Annotated in this window: 20 protein-coding genes; 10 read left to right on the top strand and 10 right to left on the bottom strand. The window is 72.4% G+C overall.

Annotated elements, in window-relative coordinates:
* Positions 1 to 206: 206 nt before the first annotated feature.
* On the top strand, positions 207 to 473 hold the full coding sequence (locus tag QQ657_RS04195; protein WP_284740695.1) for a GlsB/YeaQ/YmgE family stress response membrane protein: 267 nt from the start codon (positions 207 to 209) through the stop codon (positions 471 to 473).
* On the opposite strand, the gene QQ657_RS04200 is transcribed toward QQ657_RS04195, so the two are convergent.
* Together QQ657_RS04200 and QQ657_RS04205 are read right to left on the bottom strand one after the other, a co-directional pair.
* A complete protein-coding gene (locus tag QQ657_RS04200) occupies positions 470 to 1561 on the bottom strand; it encodes a S1 family peptidase (RefSeq protein ID WP_284740696.1) in 1092 nt (363 codons plus the stop codon). The genes QQ657_RS04195 and QQ657_RS04200 overlap by 4 nt on opposite strands.
* 189 nt (positions 1562 to 1750) lie before the next feature.
* Complete coding sequence (locus tag QQ657_RS04205) at positions 1751 to 2566, bottom strand: helix-turn-helix domain-containing protein (RefSeq protein WP_284740697.1); 816 nt, start codon at positions 2564 to 2566, stop codon at positions 1751 to 1753.
* A gap of 65 nt (positions 2567 to 2631) precedes the next feature.
* Here QQ657_RS04205 and QQ657_RS04210 point away from each other — a divergent pair, with 65 nt between their 5' ends.
* Positions 2632 to 3438, top strand: a complete 807-nt coding sequence (locus QQ657_RS04210; RefSeq protein ID WP_284740698.1) for an alpha/beta fold hydrolase — start codon at positions 2632 to 2634, stop codon at positions 3436 to 3438.
* Here the strand turns inward: QQ657_RS04210 and QQ657_RS04215 are convergent.
* From QQ657_RS04215 to QQ657_RS04225, 3 genes are all read right to left on the bottom strand, one after another.
* The gene (locus QQ657_RS04215; protein ID WP_284740699.1) at positions 3333 to 3836 is read right to left on the bottom strand and encodes a molybdopterin-binding protein; all 504 of its coding nucleotides are present in this window, start codon (positions 3834 to 3836) and stop codon (positions 3333 to 3335) included. The genes QQ657_RS04210 and QQ657_RS04215 overlap by 106 nt on opposite strands.
* A 113-nt stretch (positions 3837 to 3949) precedes the next feature.
* Positions 3950 to 4369, bottom strand: a complete 420-nt coding sequence (locus QQ657_RS04220) for a TOBE domain-containing protein (protein WP_284740700.1) — start codon at positions 4367 to 4369, stop codon at positions 3950 to 3952.
* 57 nt (positions 4370 to 4426) lie between these two features.
* Positions 4427 to 4792, bottom strand: a complete 366-nt coding sequence (locus QQ657_RS04225; RefSeq protein WP_284740701.1) for an ATP-binding protein — start codon at positions 4790 to 4792, stop codon at positions 4427 to 4429.
* Positions 4793 to 4891: 99 nt separating this feature from the next.
* On the opposite strand from QQ657_RS04225, the gene QQ657_RS04230 reads away from it, so the two are divergent.
* Both QQ657_RS04230 and QQ657_RS04235 read left to right on the top strand, forming a co-directional pair.
* Positions 4892 to 5035: a hypothetical protein gene (locus QQ657_RS04230; protein ID WP_284740702.1), complete on the top strand. Its 144-nt coding sequence runs from the start codon at positions 4892 to 4894 to the stop codon at positions 5033 to 5035.
* Complete coding sequence (locus tag QQ657_RS04235; protein ID WP_284740703.1) at positions 5032 to 5379, top strand: STAS domain-containing protein; 348 nt, start codon at positions 5032 to 5034, stop codon at positions 5377 to 5379. Before QQ657_RS04230 ends, QQ657_RS04235 begins: the two co-directional genes overlap by 4 nt.
* Here the strand turns inward: QQ657_RS04235 and QQ657_RS04240 are convergent.
* The gene (locus QQ657_RS04240; protein ID WP_284740704.1) at positions 5340 to 5978 is read right to left on the bottom strand and encodes a hypothetical protein; all 639 of its coding nucleotides are present in this window, start codon (positions 5976 to 5978) and stop codon (positions 5340 to 5342) included. The two genes, QQ657_RS04235 and QQ657_RS04240, sit on opposite strands and share 40 nt — an antisense overlap.
* Before the next feature lie 101 nt (positions 5979 to 6079).
* On the opposite strand from QQ657_RS04240, the gene QQ657_RS04245 reads away from it, so the two are divergent.
* The gene (locus tag QQ657_RS04245; RefSeq protein WP_284740705.1) at positions 6080 to 6208 is read left to right on the top strand and encodes a hypothetical protein; all 129 of its coding nucleotides are present in this window, start codon (positions 6080 to 6082) and stop codon (positions 6206 to 6208) included.
* A gap of 136 nt (positions 6209 to 6344) precedes the next feature.
* The gene (locus QQ657_RS04250; protein WP_284740706.1) at positions 6345 to 6917 is read left to right on the top strand and encodes a VOC family protein; all 573 of its coding nucleotides are present in this window, start codon (positions 6345 to 6347) and stop codon (positions 6915 to 6917) included.
* 7 nt (positions 6918 to 6924) lie between these two features.
* Here the strand turns inward: QQ657_RS04250 and QQ657_RS04255 are convergent, their stop codons facing one another.
* Entirely contained in the window at positions 6925 to 7779 is an 855-nt protein-coding gene (locus QQ657_RS04255) for a LysR family transcriptional regulator (RefSeq protein ID WP_284740707.1), read from the bottom strand.
* Positions 7780 to 7847: 68 nt separating this feature from the next.
* On the opposite strand from QQ657_RS04255, the gene QQ657_RS04260 reads away from it, so the two are divergent.
* A complete protein-coding gene (locus tag QQ657_RS04260) occupies positions 7848 to 8273 on the top strand; it encodes a pyridoxamine 5'-phosphate oxidase family protein (protein WP_284740708.1) in 426 nt (141 codons plus the stop codon).
* Between the two features lie 426 nt (positions 8274 to 8699).
* Here the strand turns inward: QQ657_RS04260 and QQ657_RS04265 are convergent, their stop codons facing one another.
* On the bottom strand, positions 8700 to 9107 hold the full coding sequence (locus QQ657_RS04265; protein WP_284740709.1) for a hypothetical protein: 408 nt from the start codon (positions 9105 to 9107) through the stop codon (positions 8700 to 8702).
* A gap of 100 nt (positions 9108 to 9207) precedes the next feature.
* On the bottom strand, positions 9208 to 10239 hold the full coding sequence (locus QQ657_RS04270; protein WP_284740710.1) for an ion channel: 1032 nt from the start codon (positions 10237 to 10239) through the stop codon (positions 9208 to 9210).
* 199 nt (positions 10240 to 10438) lie between these two features.
* Here QQ657_RS04270 and QQ657_RS04275 point away from each other — a divergent pair, with 199 nt between their 5' ends.
* From QQ657_RS04275 to QQ657_RS04285, 3 genes are all read left to right on the top strand, one after another.
* A complete protein-coding gene (locus QQ657_RS04275; protein ID WP_284740711.1) occupies positions 10439 to 12466 on the top strand; it encodes a trehalase family glycosidase in 2028 nt (675 codons plus the stop codon).
* A 149-nt stretch (positions 12467 to 12615) separates the two neighbouring features.
* Entirely contained in the window at positions 12616 to 12933 is a 318-nt protein-coding gene (locus QQ657_RS04280) for a hypothetical protein (RefSeq protein ID WP_284740712.1), read from the top strand.
* Between the two features lie 36 nt (positions 12934 to 12969).
* Entirely contained in the window at positions 12970 to 13428 is a 459-nt protein-coding gene (locus QQ657_RS04285; protein ID WP_284740713.1) for a hypothetical protein, read from the top strand.
* On the opposite strand, the gene QQ657_RS04290 is transcribed toward QQ657_RS04285, so the two are convergent.
* Positions 13418 to 14059, bottom strand: coding sequence for a TetR/AcrR family transcriptional regulator (locus QQ657_RS04290; RefSeq protein ID WP_284740714.1), 642 nt, complete (start codon positions 14057 to 14059; stop codon positions 13418 to 13420). The genes QQ657_RS04285 and QQ657_RS04290 overlap by 11 nt on opposite strands.
* Positions 14060 to 14154: the final 95 nt, after the last annotated feature.

A 14154-nucleotide genomic window follows, 5' to 3' on the forward strand; every position in this document is an offset into this window, starting at 1 on the left:
GTACCTGGAACCGCGGCCCAGCGCGAGCACGCGGAGTGCCCGAGCCGGATCCGGATGGCGCGCTGGGAAAGCGCGGCCAGCACGCATCCGTAGCCCCGCTCGCCGGCTGCCTGAGACGCCCGTCACGTCGGCGTGGCTCACCGTGCCGTGGTGCCGTCCGCCTGCCATCCTGTGCCGTCAAGGAAGACAGGCGGACGGAGGCACCCGTGGGCGTCATCAGCTGGATCGTGCTCGGGCTCATCGCGGGCGTGATCGCGAAGGCCCTCATGCCGGGCAAGGACCCCGGTGGCTGCATCATCACGATCCTGCTCGGCGTCGGCGGCGCTTTCGTCGGCGGGTGGGTCGGCAAGACCCTGTTCCACACCGACCTCGGCACCTTCTTCGACCTGCGCACCTGGGGTCTCGCAGTTCTCGGCGCGCTGATCATCCTGGTGATCTACCGGATGGCCTTCGGCCGCAGCCGCCGCGACTAGTTGAGGCTGACGCCGTACGCGCTCAGTGCCTCGCCGACCGGCTGGAAGAACGACGTCCCGGTGCCCTTGCCGGACGTGATGCCCAGGCCGACGCTGCCGGCGAACAGGCAGCCGCCCGAATCGCCCGGGTTGACCAGCGCGTTCGTCTGGATCAGCTGGGACACCGAACCTTCGGCGTAGTTCACGGTCACGTTCGTCCGCGTGACCGAGCCCGACGTCAGGTGCGTCGTGCTGCCGCTCTTGCTGATCCGCTGGCCGACCGTCGCGGTGCCGGCGGAGCTGATCCGCTGCGTGGAGCCGTTCCACAGGGTGACCGCGCCCGGCGCGCTGCCGGTGTTGTTGCGGATCAGCCCGTAGTCGTTGCCCGGGAAGCTCGAACCCTGCGACGGGCCGACGTTCCACGTCGACACCGCGCGCGTGCAGTGACCGGCGTCGACGATGTAGTTGACGCCGCCGCGGTTGGTGTTGAAGCCGGCCGAACAGCGGGTGCCGCCGCCGGTGATGGCTTCGCCGTTGTAGATCGCGGCGTGCATCTCGCCCGCGACGCGCTCCACCCGGACGCGGTCGCCGAGTGCGGAAGCGGCCTTCAGCAGGGCGTCGGTGCCGCGCGCCGCGTCCGCCACGGTCAGCACGACCTGGTTGGTCTTCGGGTCGAGCCCGATCGACGTGTGGGCGACCGCCGGCATCGCCTGCAGGGCGTCCTGCGCGCCGGCCAGTGCCGCGCTCGAGTGCTTGACCAGCCGGGCCTGCGCCCCCGTGAGCCGGACCCGGTCGGCGGCCGCCTGGTCGAGCACGTTCACCACGGGCTTCGCGGCCGCGTCGAGGTAGCCGTCGACGGTCCGCGAACCGAGTTCGGCGGTGACCTGGTGCAGGGTCTCGACGCCGGCGGCCTGCGTCCGCAGGAACGCGACGGCGGCGGATTCGCCGATCCCGGCGTCCGCCGCGAGGGACGCGACCGCGTCGCGTTGCACGTCGGGTGAGTAGCCGTCGATGGTGACAGCGGTCGCCGGGCTCGTCAGGAAGCCGGCGACCGCGGCGGCGGCCACCAGGGTGGTGGCGGAGCGGGCGAGCAGGTGTCTTGTGCGCATGCCGGTACTCGCTTTCACGGGGAAACCGGCGTGAAGGATGGCCACGCCGGTCGCGATGGGTGTTCCGGTGCGCTCGAGGGTGATCCGCCCCCGGGTCGGCGGGTACCGACTTTCGTCGTACAGGACAAAAGATAGGTACCGGACAAATCGCCCCGCGCACAGTAACCGGACAGCAGTGACGGACAGCGATTACCGCGACGGCCACGCGACGTCGTCGATGGTCAGGAACGGCTCGCCCGCCACCGCCGCCGGCGTGATCCCCGTGAACGCCCGGACCTCGCGGTGCAGGTGGGACTGGTCGGCGTAACCGGCATCGGCGGCGACGAAGGCAGCCTCCTGGCCCGCCACCAGCCGGTGGACCGCGTGGTCGAAGCGGACCAGCCGCGCCGCGCGCTTGGGCGGCAGGCCGATCTGCGCCTGGAACCGGGACCACAGGCGCTTGCGGCTCCAGCCCACCTCGTCGGCGAGCCGCTCGACGCGGACCCGGCCGCGGGTGCGGACCATCCGTCCCCACGCCCAAGCGACCTCCGGGTCGGCTGCCGGTCCAGCTTCGGCGCGGCGGGCGAGCACCGCGTCCGTCACCGCGAACCGCTCCTCCCACGACGAAGCCTCGCTCAGCCGCTCCCCGAGCCGGGCCGCGTCCCGGCCCCACAGGTCGTCCAGAGCAACGAAGGCGCCACCCAGCTCGGCCGGGCGGATGCCGAGGACCGCGCCCGCGACCACCGGCGGCAGGCGCACCTGCACACAGGAGAAGTCCGCCGCCTGCAGAATCCGGGTGGTGCCGAACCCGAGCCCGGCGACGACGCTGCCCCGCCCGGCCGCGTCGGACAGGACGACGGTGCCGGGGCCGAACACCAGCGCGAGCGTCACGGCCGGGGGCGGGATCAGCCGGAGGCCGGCCGGGGTGCGGCCGCGGTCGGCGAACCCGGCCATCGTGACCCCGGGCAGCCGGCCGGGCGACGCCGGGAGCGCGATGTCCCAGAGCGTTTCCTCGTCCGGCCCCATGGTTCCCAAGCTACGCGGAACATTCGTCCAAGCCACCGGCCTCCCCGCCCGGCCAGGGTCGGCGCATGACGAACCTCCACCTGACCGACGACGGCCCCCGCGACGCCCCGGTCCTGCTCCTGATCCACGGGACCGCGTCCTCGATCCACTCGTGGGACGCGCTGCTCCCCCTGCTGACCGGCACCCACCGCGTGGTCCGGATCGACCTGCCCGGGCACGGGCGCTCGGCCGAACCGGACGACGCCGGGTACGGCGTCCCCGACCAGGCCCGCCGGGCCGGCGCGGCGCTCGATCGGCTCGGCGTCGGGCACGTCGTGGTCGTCGGCCACTCCACCGGCGGCCTCGTCGCCACCGCCCTCGCCGAGGAACGGCCCGGACTGGTGAGCGCGCTCGTGCTGGTCGACACCGGGCCGAGCCTGGACACCTACATCGGCCCGCAAGTCGCGTTCGAGGCCGCCCAGTGGGACCGGCTGACCGACGACCAGATCCGCGAGGCCATGAGCTCGGCCTTCAGCCGTCCGGGATACGAGGCGCCCGCGTCACTCGTGGCCGACGTGCGCGGGATGACGTTCGCCGCCTTCACCGCGGCCCAGCAGGGGTCCGTCGATTACCTTGCACGGCAACCGATCCCGGACCGGCTGACGGCGCTGGGCACGCCGGCGCTGGTGCTCTTCGGCGAGGACGACCGGCGGTGGCGGCCGTCGAGTGCCCTCGCGGCCTACCGCGCCGTGCCGGGCGCGCAGGTCGTGCCGCTGCCCGGCGTCGGTCATTCGCCGATCATGGAGGACCCGCCCCGGACCGCCGAGGCGCTGCTGGCCTTCACCGGGTCGCCCACGCTGAGCAGGCAGAGCTCGGCCAGCCCGCGCACATAACGGCTGGCGCGCAGGTCACTCGGCATCACGAGCGTCGGGCGCGGCAGGAGTTCGCCGTTGTACCGGGTCGCCAGCAGCGCCGCGCAGTGGCCGAATTCGGGGTCGATCTCCGCCAGGGACAGCACGACCCGGAAGCCGTCCTCGGCCACGGCGACCACGACGACGGTCAGCCCGGACATCTTGTGCCGCGGGTCCAGGGGCAGCGGCCCTTCGGCGAGGACGTCGTAGAGGTGCACGCCGTGCACTTCGTGGCGCTCCCGCTTGCGGCGGGTCACGTACTCGACGTCGAGCCGGACCTGCGCGCGGGCCCGCAGCTCGCCGACGTCGATCAAGCGCGAAGCGCACCCCGTCCCCGTGACGAGCAGCCGCCCGGCCGGGGGCGGGGTGTAGGGCTCCATCACTCCACGCTAAGACGGGCCCGGAGCGGCGCACATCCACCGATCAGGCACAGCTCGGTCGCAAATACGGCACTTTCACCGCCAGGGACCCGCAGAAGCGGCGGTTTCGGGCGTCAGGCGGTCGCGAGAGAGATCTCGGTCGACTTGATCAGCGCGACGACCGGGGTGCCCGCTTCGAGTCCCAGCTCGACGGCCGCTTCCCGGGTGATCGACGCCGTGAGCTCGCCGCCGTCGACGGCGACCTTGACCGTCGCCATCGCACCACCCGTCGCGACGCCGGTCACCCGGCCGGGCAGCTGGTTGCGGATGCTGATGCCGGTCACCGGCCCGGTCGCCAGCGACACTTCGGTCGACTTGACCAGTGCGCGCACGGCCGTCCCCTCGGCGAGGCCGAGGTCCTCGACGGCTTCGCGGGTGACCGCGGCGGTGATCTCCTGCCCGCCGGACAGGCGTGCCTTGACGGTGGCCATCACCTCGCCCGGCGTGACGGCGGAGACCGTCCCGGCGAGCTGGTTGCGAATGCTCAAACCCATCGCGGGACCCTAACCCCGCGCCGCGGCCGGGGCATTTCGCGAGTCACCGGAACGGGTTCAGCCCAGGGGAATTTCGGCCCAGACGGTCTTGCCGGTGCCGTGCCGCCACTGGCCCCACCGCCGGCTGCACGCGTCGACCAGCATCAGTCCCCGCCCGCCGTCGAGGTCCGGCGGCCGCGGGCGGGCCGGGCGGGGGCTCGCGTCGGTGACCTCGAACCTCAGGTGCCCCGCCGCCCGGACGAGCCGCACCCGGATCGGGGCGGCGCCGTGGCACAGCGCGTTCGACACCAGTTCGTCGAGCACCAGGACCGCGTCGGCCAGGCGCTCCGGATCCAGGCCGGTCAGCAGATCCTGGGCCCAGTCCCGGACTTGCGCCGGCTGGTCCGTGCCCGTGCCGAGCTCGCGCGTCGGGATGGTCCTCACACTCCTCCAGAACCTGAGTGGCTTACCCATTTCCGGCGGACCTCAAACAACCCGCGGTGCGGCCCACGCCGCCGGTTCGCGGGTGGCAGGATGAGCCCGGTGAGCACGCGCACCGGGAACGACGACGAGCCGCCCGAGGCGCTGGACTCGCACTACCCGGACCGCCCGGAGCCGGCGAACGGCTCCGCGGTCACTGCCCTGCCGGCGTCCGGCATCTCCCAGCCCGGAGGCGACCAGCCATGACGAACGCGTTCTCGACTTCGACCGATCCGGCGGACAACGGCCTGGTCCTGACCGTCCGCGGCGAGCTCGACGTGGCCACCGCGCCGCGGCTCCGCGTCCGCATCGGGGAGCTCACGCTGACGTCCGGGCAGCTGCTGGTGGTCGACCTGGCGGGCGTGACTTTTTGCGACTCCAGCGGGATTTCGGCGCTCATCGCCGCACGCAACGCCGCCGAGGCGGCCGAGGCGAAGGTCGCGCTGGTAGCCGTGCCGGCCCGGCTCACGCGCACCCTCGCGCTGACCGGGCTGGCGGACTTCTTCCCGACCTACCCGACGGCCGGGGAAGCCATCTCCGCCCACGGCTGAAGGCAGGGCGGCCGGTAGCCGTCGATGGGCAGGCCGCGGAACTCGAGCCGGTTGGGCGTCTTGCCGACGAAGACCAAGCCGCGGGCCTCGGCCAACGCCGACGCGAACGAGTACGACGGCGTGCCCAGTTCCGGCAGCGACGTCCAGGCCCGGGGCTTGAAGCTGAAGAACTTCGTGACGAGCTTCCCGCGGGTCGAGGGCACCGGCGTGAGCCACTTGTCGCCGCCGCTCCAGTGGGAGGCCGGGCGCAACTGGACGTACAGGTCGTCGGTCGCGCTGTAGGTCAGCCAGAAGCCGGCCGAGTGCGAGAGATCGGCCTGCGCCTCGAACCGGTTGCCGAGCCACACGACGACCACGTGCCACTCGGCGTTGAGGAACTCCACCTTCGCCGTGTAACCGCGGCCTTCGGGGACTAGAAGGTTCCCGGTGGGCGGGACGGTGGTGCCCTCACCGCTGGCGAGCCACTGCTGCAGCCGGTCGATCGACGGTGTCGAGCACTCGCACCCGGGCCGCGGTGACGCGTTCGCAGGCGGGCTGACCAGGGAAAACACGAGGAGGGATGCGAAGATCGCGAGCGTCCGGACGAAGGCGAGGCGCATGCCGGGAAGCTACCAGACCGGGTGTGCCCCGCGTCACGGAATGCCGGTGGATCTTGGGCGCTACAGAGGGGTAGGAACCGTACGAATCCCTAGGGAGGGCCATGTCCGCCACCACCACGCCGGAAGCGTCCACCACCCCGGTGGTGCCCGCGCTCGACGACTTCGACTTCGAACTCACCGACGGCGCGGCCTGCCGCATCGACGACCCGGATTGCGAAGCCTGCCAGTGACCTCGGCGCCCCGGTGCGGTCCGCACCGGGGCCCCGACCGGGTGTCTCCCCTGGCGCGAACGGGCCCGTGACGCGGCAGAGTGGTCGCGAGCGGCACCGAATCCCGCTTGCCGCCGCACCGGGAGGAATTCCGATCATGGACATGAAGCTCGAAGTCGTGGTCCTGCCCGTCACCGACGTCGACCGGACCAAGCACTTCTACCAGGCCCTCGGCTGGCGCGAGGACGCCGACATCGACTTCGGCGCCTCGCGGATCGTGCAGCTGACCCCGCCGGGGTCGCCGACGTCGGTCCACTTCGGCACCGGCCTCACCGACGCCGCCCCCGGCTCGGTCCGCAGCACCTACCTCGTCGTCGAGGACATCGAGGCGGCCCGTAGAGAGCTCGCCGGCCACGGCGTCGACGTCAGCGACGTCTTCCACCGCGACGAGACCGGCGCGTTCGCCCCGGGCGTGCACCCCGATCACGGCACGTACTCGTCGTTCGCGTCGTTCAGCGACCCGGACGGCAACACGTGGCTGCTGCAGGAGATCACGACCCGGTTCCCCGGGCGCGTCGACGGCGTGACGTACGGCTCGGCGCAGGAACTGGAGCGGGCACTGCGCGAGGCCGCCGCCGCGCACGGCGAGCACGAGAAGGAGACCGGGAAGTACGACGAAGAATGGCCGGTCTGGTACGCCCAGTACATGGCCGAGCACCCCGGCTCCTGAGCGCCGGTCAATCCCGGTAGGCGGCCCAGGCCACCTGGACGAAGCTGCGGACCAGCGGGCTCCGGGCGGCCCGGGGCCACGCCACGACGAGGTCGCTCGGCGGCCGGTCGGCCAGCGGGACGACGGCCAGCCCGGCCGGCAGGGGCTGGTCGAGCGGGGCGAGCGCGGTGGTTCCGTTCCACAGCACCGCCTGCAGGCATTCCTGGACGGTCCGCAGTTCCGGCGCCGCGTCGTCGGGCGCGCCGCCGGTCCAGTAGGCGCTCCAGCCGGGATCGGTCCCGTCGGGCAGCCGGACCCACTGTCGGCCAGTCAGCGCCGCGGCCGCCACCGAAGGGCGGCCGGCGAGCGGGTCGTCGTCGCGCACCACGACCCCGACCGGCACCGAGCGCAGCACCTGCGAGCCGATTCCCCTGCTGTCGAAGGGAGTTCGCGTCAGCGCGACGTCGACGAGCCCGGCGCGCAGACCGGCCGTCGGATCGCCCAAGCCGGCTTCGTGGACGCGGACGTCGACGTGCGGGTGCCGCTCCCGGAACAACGGGACCAGCCGGCCGCCGACGTGCTCGGCCGCGTCGGCCAGGGTGCCGACGGTGAGGCTCGCCGCGCCCGCCGCGGCGGTCACCCGGCCGCGGATCCGGTCGGCCTGCTTCAGCAGTGCGTCCGCTTCGTCGTAGAGCGCCGCGCCGGCGGGGGTGAGGGTGACGCCCTTGGGGGTGCGGTCGAAGAGCGCCGCGCCGAGCTCGTCCTCGAGCTGCCGGATCGCCCGGCTGAGCGGCGGCTGCGTCATGTGCAGACGGTTCGCCGCCCGGCCGACGTGCCGCTCGTCGGCGACGGCCACGAAGTACTTGAGGGAGCGCAGGTCCACTTCCACACGATACCCGCGCGGTATCGGGCCGGCCGATCTTGTCGGTGGTGCGAGGTAGCGTCCGGCGCATGGCACTTTCGGTAGCGGAACGCGAGCAATTCCTGGCGGAACCCCACATCGGCGCGTTGTCGGTGGCGGAGCGGCCGGACCGCGCACCACTGACGATCCCCCTTTGGTACCAGTACACCCCGGGCGGCGAGCTGTGGGTGCGCACGTCACCGGGTTCCCGCAAGAAGAAGGCGATCGACGCGGCGGGGCGGTTCAGCTTGATGGCCCAGCGAACGGCCCCGACGGTCCGGTATGTGTCGGTGGAGGGGCCGGTGACGAGGACGGAACCGGACTCGCCGGAGCGGGCAAGGGAGATGGCGGCGCGGTATTTGCCGGAGGAGAAGGTGGACGGGTACCTGGAGTTCGAGCGGACGCAGATCGGGGAGCACGTTGTGGTGTTCTTGCGGCCCGAGCATTGGCTTTCGCTGGACATGGGGGCGGTTTGAGAGGAGTCCACTTCGGACTGAGCCTGGACCGGTGGCGCTGGGCGCAAATTTCGGGGTGCGGCGAGGAAACCGCGGCAAGGCGCGTGCACACCGCGGCCGTAGGGATGCGCTGCGGGTCCGCGCGCTTCTCCGCGGAACACCCGCGGAGAAGCCGCAACGAGTGGTGGGCCGACGTGCGGCGGCGCGACTTGCGATCAGATGCCGGCGGCAGCGGGGAGCCGCTGCACAGCGGCGCGCCGGTGACCCGCGACCAGCTGTCCCCATCAGCCGAAGCGGGAAGCCCCAGACCACTCCGGTGCGGCGCGCCGGACAGCGCCGGTGATCCCGGCGACCCGCGATCCGGATGCCAGCGGCCACTTCAGCGGCAGCGGAAGCCCCAGACCGCGGCAAAGCCGCGCCGGCTACCCGCGGTGTGCGAACCCTCGCTCAGCGATAAGGCGCCTCACGCGGAGCCTGCCGCGCCCGTGGTGGCTGCCCGCGCGGCGGCTGTGCGCGCTGTACCTGCGTCCGCTGTGGCTGGGGTGCCTGCCCGCGCGGGACCTGCGGCCGCGGAGGAGGCGGGCCCCGACGAGCCGGGGGGCGGGCCGCTGCCGGGCGGGGTGCTCGCTCCTGCCTCTCCGGCTCGGGCTCCGGCTCGCGCGCCCGGGATGGGCGGTTCGCCCACGAGTCGAACAGCACGATCAACCCCGCGAACACCGCGCAGCCCAGCCCCAGCGCCACGTTGACCAGCGACCCGATGATGCCGGCCACGAGCAGCACCGGCAGTACCGCCATCAGGCAGTACGGGTCGATCCTGCCGAACTTCGGGCGGGGCGGCCCCTCCCGGGGACTCACCGCGCGACCTCCACTTTCCCTCGCGCCATGGTCGAAGTATGCAACTCCCAGCCCGAACCGGCCACCATCAACGCCCAGAAATCCGGACAAAGCACGTGAATCACAGCTCCGGGTCTCGCAAAGCCGTCTCGACTTCGCCGCCCGTGAGCCGCCGGGGGCCCACGTAGTACAGCACCGCCCCCGCCGCCAGCTCCGCGTCCCAGCCCGGGTTCACCACCAGTTCCTCCCCCGTGCGCGCCGCCAGCACCGTCGCGCCGTACGCGCGGCCGAGCGCCATCCGGCAGCGGGACGCCGGGAGCCGGCCGAGGGACTCCGGGAGCGTCACCGAGAACGTGTCCGCTCCCCCGGCCGTCATCAGCTCGGCGTACACCTCGGCGATCCCCGGCGACGTCAGCTCCTCGGTCACCATCCGCGGCGTGTGCCACTGCACGCAGCGGATCCGCGGGTCCACGTACCGCAGCAGCTCCGCCCGCTCGAGGTCGCGCAGCGTGACCACGACGTGCGACGCCGGGCTGGCATGGTCCACCGTGACCGCGACGGCCAGCGCCTCGTTGTCGTCGGCCACGTCCACCAGGACGGCGGCCGCGCGCGGCACGCCCGCCCGGTCCAGCACGTCGGCGGCCGTCGGCTCGCCGCGGACGAACTCCACCGGCTGCCCCGGCATCGGGTGCACCGGCACCTCCGCGCAGAGCACCAGCGCCGTCACGCCGTCGGCGAGCAGCTGGGCCACGATCCGCTCGGTCCGCCCGGCCGCGTACCCGATCAGCACCGTGTGCCCGGTCGCCCGCACCGCCTCCGTCCCCTGCATCCGCCGTCCCTTCGCCTGTTCCAGCGCCGAAGCGAGCTTCGTGAACACCGTCGTGAGCGTCGCGAGGCCACCGGCGATGACGTACGCGCCCACGAGGTGCCCGGCGATCGTCTCGGGCGAGAAGTCGCCGTAGCCGACCGTGGTCGTCGTGACGACGAAGTACCACCAGTAGTTGCCGGGCCGGACGAGCTCGCTGCCGGCCGGTTCGGCGAGCGCCATCAGCGGCCAGCTCGTCGCGAACACGACCACCACCACCGCGACCGGCAGGAGCCGGCCCCGGTTCGGTGTCCAGCGCGCGAAGAGCCGCGAGAGGAAGAACGTCACCGACCCTCCTCACCGGATTCGATCACGGGTCCCGACACCCGATCACACGGTGCTACCAGGCACAACGGTCTTTACCGGACCGTGACGGCGGCCCGGTTCGCCGGACAGAAACGGACAGGATTCCCGTGTTCCCCGGGAAGAACTCGCGTTCCGTGGTGGACTGTCCCCGGTCCCCCCGGGCGCAGAAAGAGGTACGCGCATGAGGAAACGGATCCGTTCGACACTCTTCGCCGCGGCGGTCGCGTGCGGCGTCATCGCCGCCCCGTCGTCCACCGGTTTGGCGTCGGCGAGCCCGCCCCCTCCACAGCTCGAGTTCGCGAACCCCGACAGCCAAGCCCTGTTCGGCACGGCCTATCGCGAAGCGCTCGACAACCTGTTGCGCACCAACACGATCGGCTACGACCCGAAGTACGACAAGAGCGGCCTGCTCGACCCGGCCACCGGCCTCGTCCGCGCGGGCGGCGGCTACGCCCAGCCGTGGACGCGCGACGCCTCGATCAACAGCTGGAACGCGACCAGCCTCCTCTCCCCCGCCCTGGCGAAGAACACGCTGTGGGCGGTCGTCGACCAGGACGCCGGTGGCGCCCTGCGCGTGCAGCAGGACGACCAGCAGTGGGACCAGGTCGTCTGGGCGACCGCCGCGTGGCACCACTACCTGGTCACCGGCGATGGCGGGTTCCTCGAAAACGCCTACCGCACGACGGCGGACACGCTGACCATCCGCGAACACGCCACCACGGCCGGCTTCACCGCGAAGTACGGGCTGTTCACCGGCCCGTCGTTCTTCAACGACGGCATCGCCGGCTACCCCGCGCCGCCCGCCGACGCCACCGAATCGGTCAGCACGGGCAGCTCGCCGTGGCCGGGTGTCGCGAGCGGGATGTACCTGAGCACCAACGAGGTCTACTACTCCGCCTACGTCAACGCCGCGAACTTGGCGGAGAAACTCGGCCGTCCCGGCGCGGAGGTCGCCGGCTACCGCGCCAAGGCGAACGCGCTCAAAGCGGCGATCAACCAGTACTTCTGGAACGCGAAGACCGGCCTCTACGACTACCAGCTCCTCGCCGACGGCACCCGCGGCGCCTACCAGGAAGGCACCGGGCTGGCGTTCGCGCTGCTCTTCGGCATCGCGAACCCGGCCCAGGCCCGCTCGATCGTCGCGCACGCGCAGGAAATGCCGTGGGGCATGCCCGACACCTTCCCGAACTGGGACCGCTATTCGGACGCTCAGCCGGGCCGGCACAACGCGATCGTCTGGCCGCTCGTCCAGGGGTTGTGGGCCAAAGCGCTGGCCGGGCAAGGCAACCAGAGTGCCTTCGCCTCCGAGACCGCCCGCCTGGCCAAGCTGGCGGACGGCAACAGCGGGTTCTGGGAGATCTACAACGGCCACACCGGCGTCGTGGACGGCGGCTACCAGCGGCTCGGCGACACCGTGAAGTTCCACTGGGGCTCCGAACCCGACCAGACGTGGTCGGCCACCGCGTTCCTCGACATGATGCACACCGGCCTGTTCGGGCTGACGTTCACCGACCGTGGCCTCGTGTTCGCGCCCGGCCTGCCCGCGGGCTGGGGTGACGTCACCCTCCGGAACCTGAGCTACCGCAATGCGAATCTCACGATCTCACTGCGCGGCGCGGGCACCCGGGTCAGCTCGTTCACGATCGACGGCCGCCCCGCGCCGGGCAACACCGTTCCGGCCACGCTGAGCGGGAGCCACACCGTCGCGATCACGCTCACCGGTGCGGCCGCCGGCGACCGCGACGGCGACCACGTGCCCGACGCGGCCGACCGGTGCGCCGACACCGCGGGCACCGTCGACGGCTGTCCGGCCCCGAGCCACCTCGAAGCCGAGGACGCGGTCAACACCGGTGGCGTGAAGACGAACGTGAACCACACCGGCTACTCCGGCCGCGCGTTCCTCGACGGGCTCTGGGCGCAGGGCGCGGCGTCGTCGTTCACGCTGCACCGCACGTCGAGCGGCCCGGCGACGGCCGCACTCACCGTGCGCTACGCCAACGCCAACAGCGACGCCCGCACCATGACACTGTCGGTGGACGGGCGCGCGCTGCGGCAGGTGAGCTTCCCGAAGGTCTCCGACAGCTGGGACGCCTGGGGCACGGTGACCTTCGCCGACGTCCCGCTCGCCGGCCGGGACCCGGTGGTCACGCTGTCGTACGCAGCGGGTGACACCGGTTCGATCAACCTCGACTGGCTGGCCGCCGGCTGAGCCGGCGTCACCCGAATCGGTGAACCGGCCGCCCGGCCGTCATAGCCGCGACGACGTTTCCTCTCTTTGGTCGACGCGGTGGCCGGGCGGCACGCCCCCCGACCGGCCGGCCACCGCGCACACGCTCCCGGGCCCCGCATACTGGACGGGTGAGCCAACCGATCCCGCTGTTCCCGGTCACCCGCGTCGATCCCGAACGGTTCGCGGCCGCGCAGCACCGCCTCTTCACCGGGATGCGGCTGCGGATCGGCCGGTCCGGCGTCGCCCACCGGGTGGCGTGGGTGCCCTGGCTCGACGAGCTGACCCTGCCCGCGCCCGCCTGCCACCAGGGGTGGTCCGGGCTCGGCGCGGCGGGCGAGATCACCCCGGTCGACCTGCCGGTGACGTGCCGCAAGTGCCTGCGTCTCGGCGGCGAGCCGGAAGACCCCGCCCAGCACACCCTCTTCGCGCTGCCGGAACCGCGCTGACCGGTTAATCCACCGCCGGCCGGGTACCTCGACCGGATGACCGAGAACCGGGTCCGGCAGTTCACCACCGACCTCGTCGAGGCCGCGCTGGCCGGGGACTACGACGCAGTGGCCGACGCGCTGGGCACGCTCACCGGCGCCGGTTCACCGCACGCCCCCGCCGAGATCGTCGGGGACCTGGTCGGCCGGTGCGCCGCCGTGGTCCGGGCCCGCCGCCCGGCCGAGTCCGAGACGATCTTCACCATCGCCGTGGCCGACGACCGGGCCCGGGCGGTCGCGGTGGATCGGCTGCCGCCCGGACCCCGGGCCGCGCTGCGTGCCCTGCTGGCGGCCCTCGGCGAGGACAAGGCCGGCCGCGACATCCAGGTGGAGCTGGCCACCCGCGGGCAGCCGGCGGACGTCGTCGGCGTCGTGGTCCACCTGCTCGTGTGGCTCGTCGAACTGTCGGACAGCTCGGCGGCCGAGCTCCCGTCACTGAGCTGCTTCATCCCCTGACGGCGGCGACTTCCTCGTCGATCAACAGGCCGGGGTCGAACCGCATGCCGGCGAAGTGACCGGCCAGCTCGAGCGAGAGCACGCCGTGCAGGCGGGTCCAGAACGCCAGCGCGCGGTGCAGCACCGCGGCCGGGGCCGGGTGGTCGCCGGCCCACTCGCGGTGGTCTTCCAGATGGGTGTCGAACGGTGTCGCCGCCGCTTCCGCCGGCTGCGCGCCGCAGGCTTCGATGAGCACCGCCATCACCTCGTGCGAGATCGCGGTGGTGTCGTCGGGGGCGTGGTAGCCGGGGACGGGCGTGCCGTAGATCAGGAAGTACCGCTGGGGGTCCTGCCGGGCCCAGTCCCGGACGACGCGTGCCAGCGCGGCCAGGTCCGCCCCGCCGTCGTGGGCCGCGCGGACGGTGTCGGCGATGCTCCGGTACGCGTCGCGGATGAGCGCCGTCACCAGGTCGTCCCGGTTCGCGAAGTACCGGTAGAGGGCCGGCCCGCTCATCCCGAGCTTCTTGGCGATGGCGTTGAGCGACAAGGCCGGTACGCCCGCCTCGGCGATCTGCTCCCACGCGTGCTGCTTGATCTCCGCGCGCACCTGCGCCCGGTAGCGCTCGCGTGAGCTCGGCCCCGCGTCCGTCATGAGCGGCCCCTTCCAGTCGAGTTAGAGGCTATCACTTTTCTTATTGACACTAAGCAGCCATGCGTTATAGCTTCTAACTACAGCGAGAGCCACTA

The organism is Amycolatopsis ponsaeliensis, assembly GCF_030182635.1.
Lineage (GTDB): Bacteria > Actinomycetota > Actinomycetes > Mycobacteriales > Pseudonocardiaceae > Amycolatopsis > Amycolatopsis ponsaeliensis.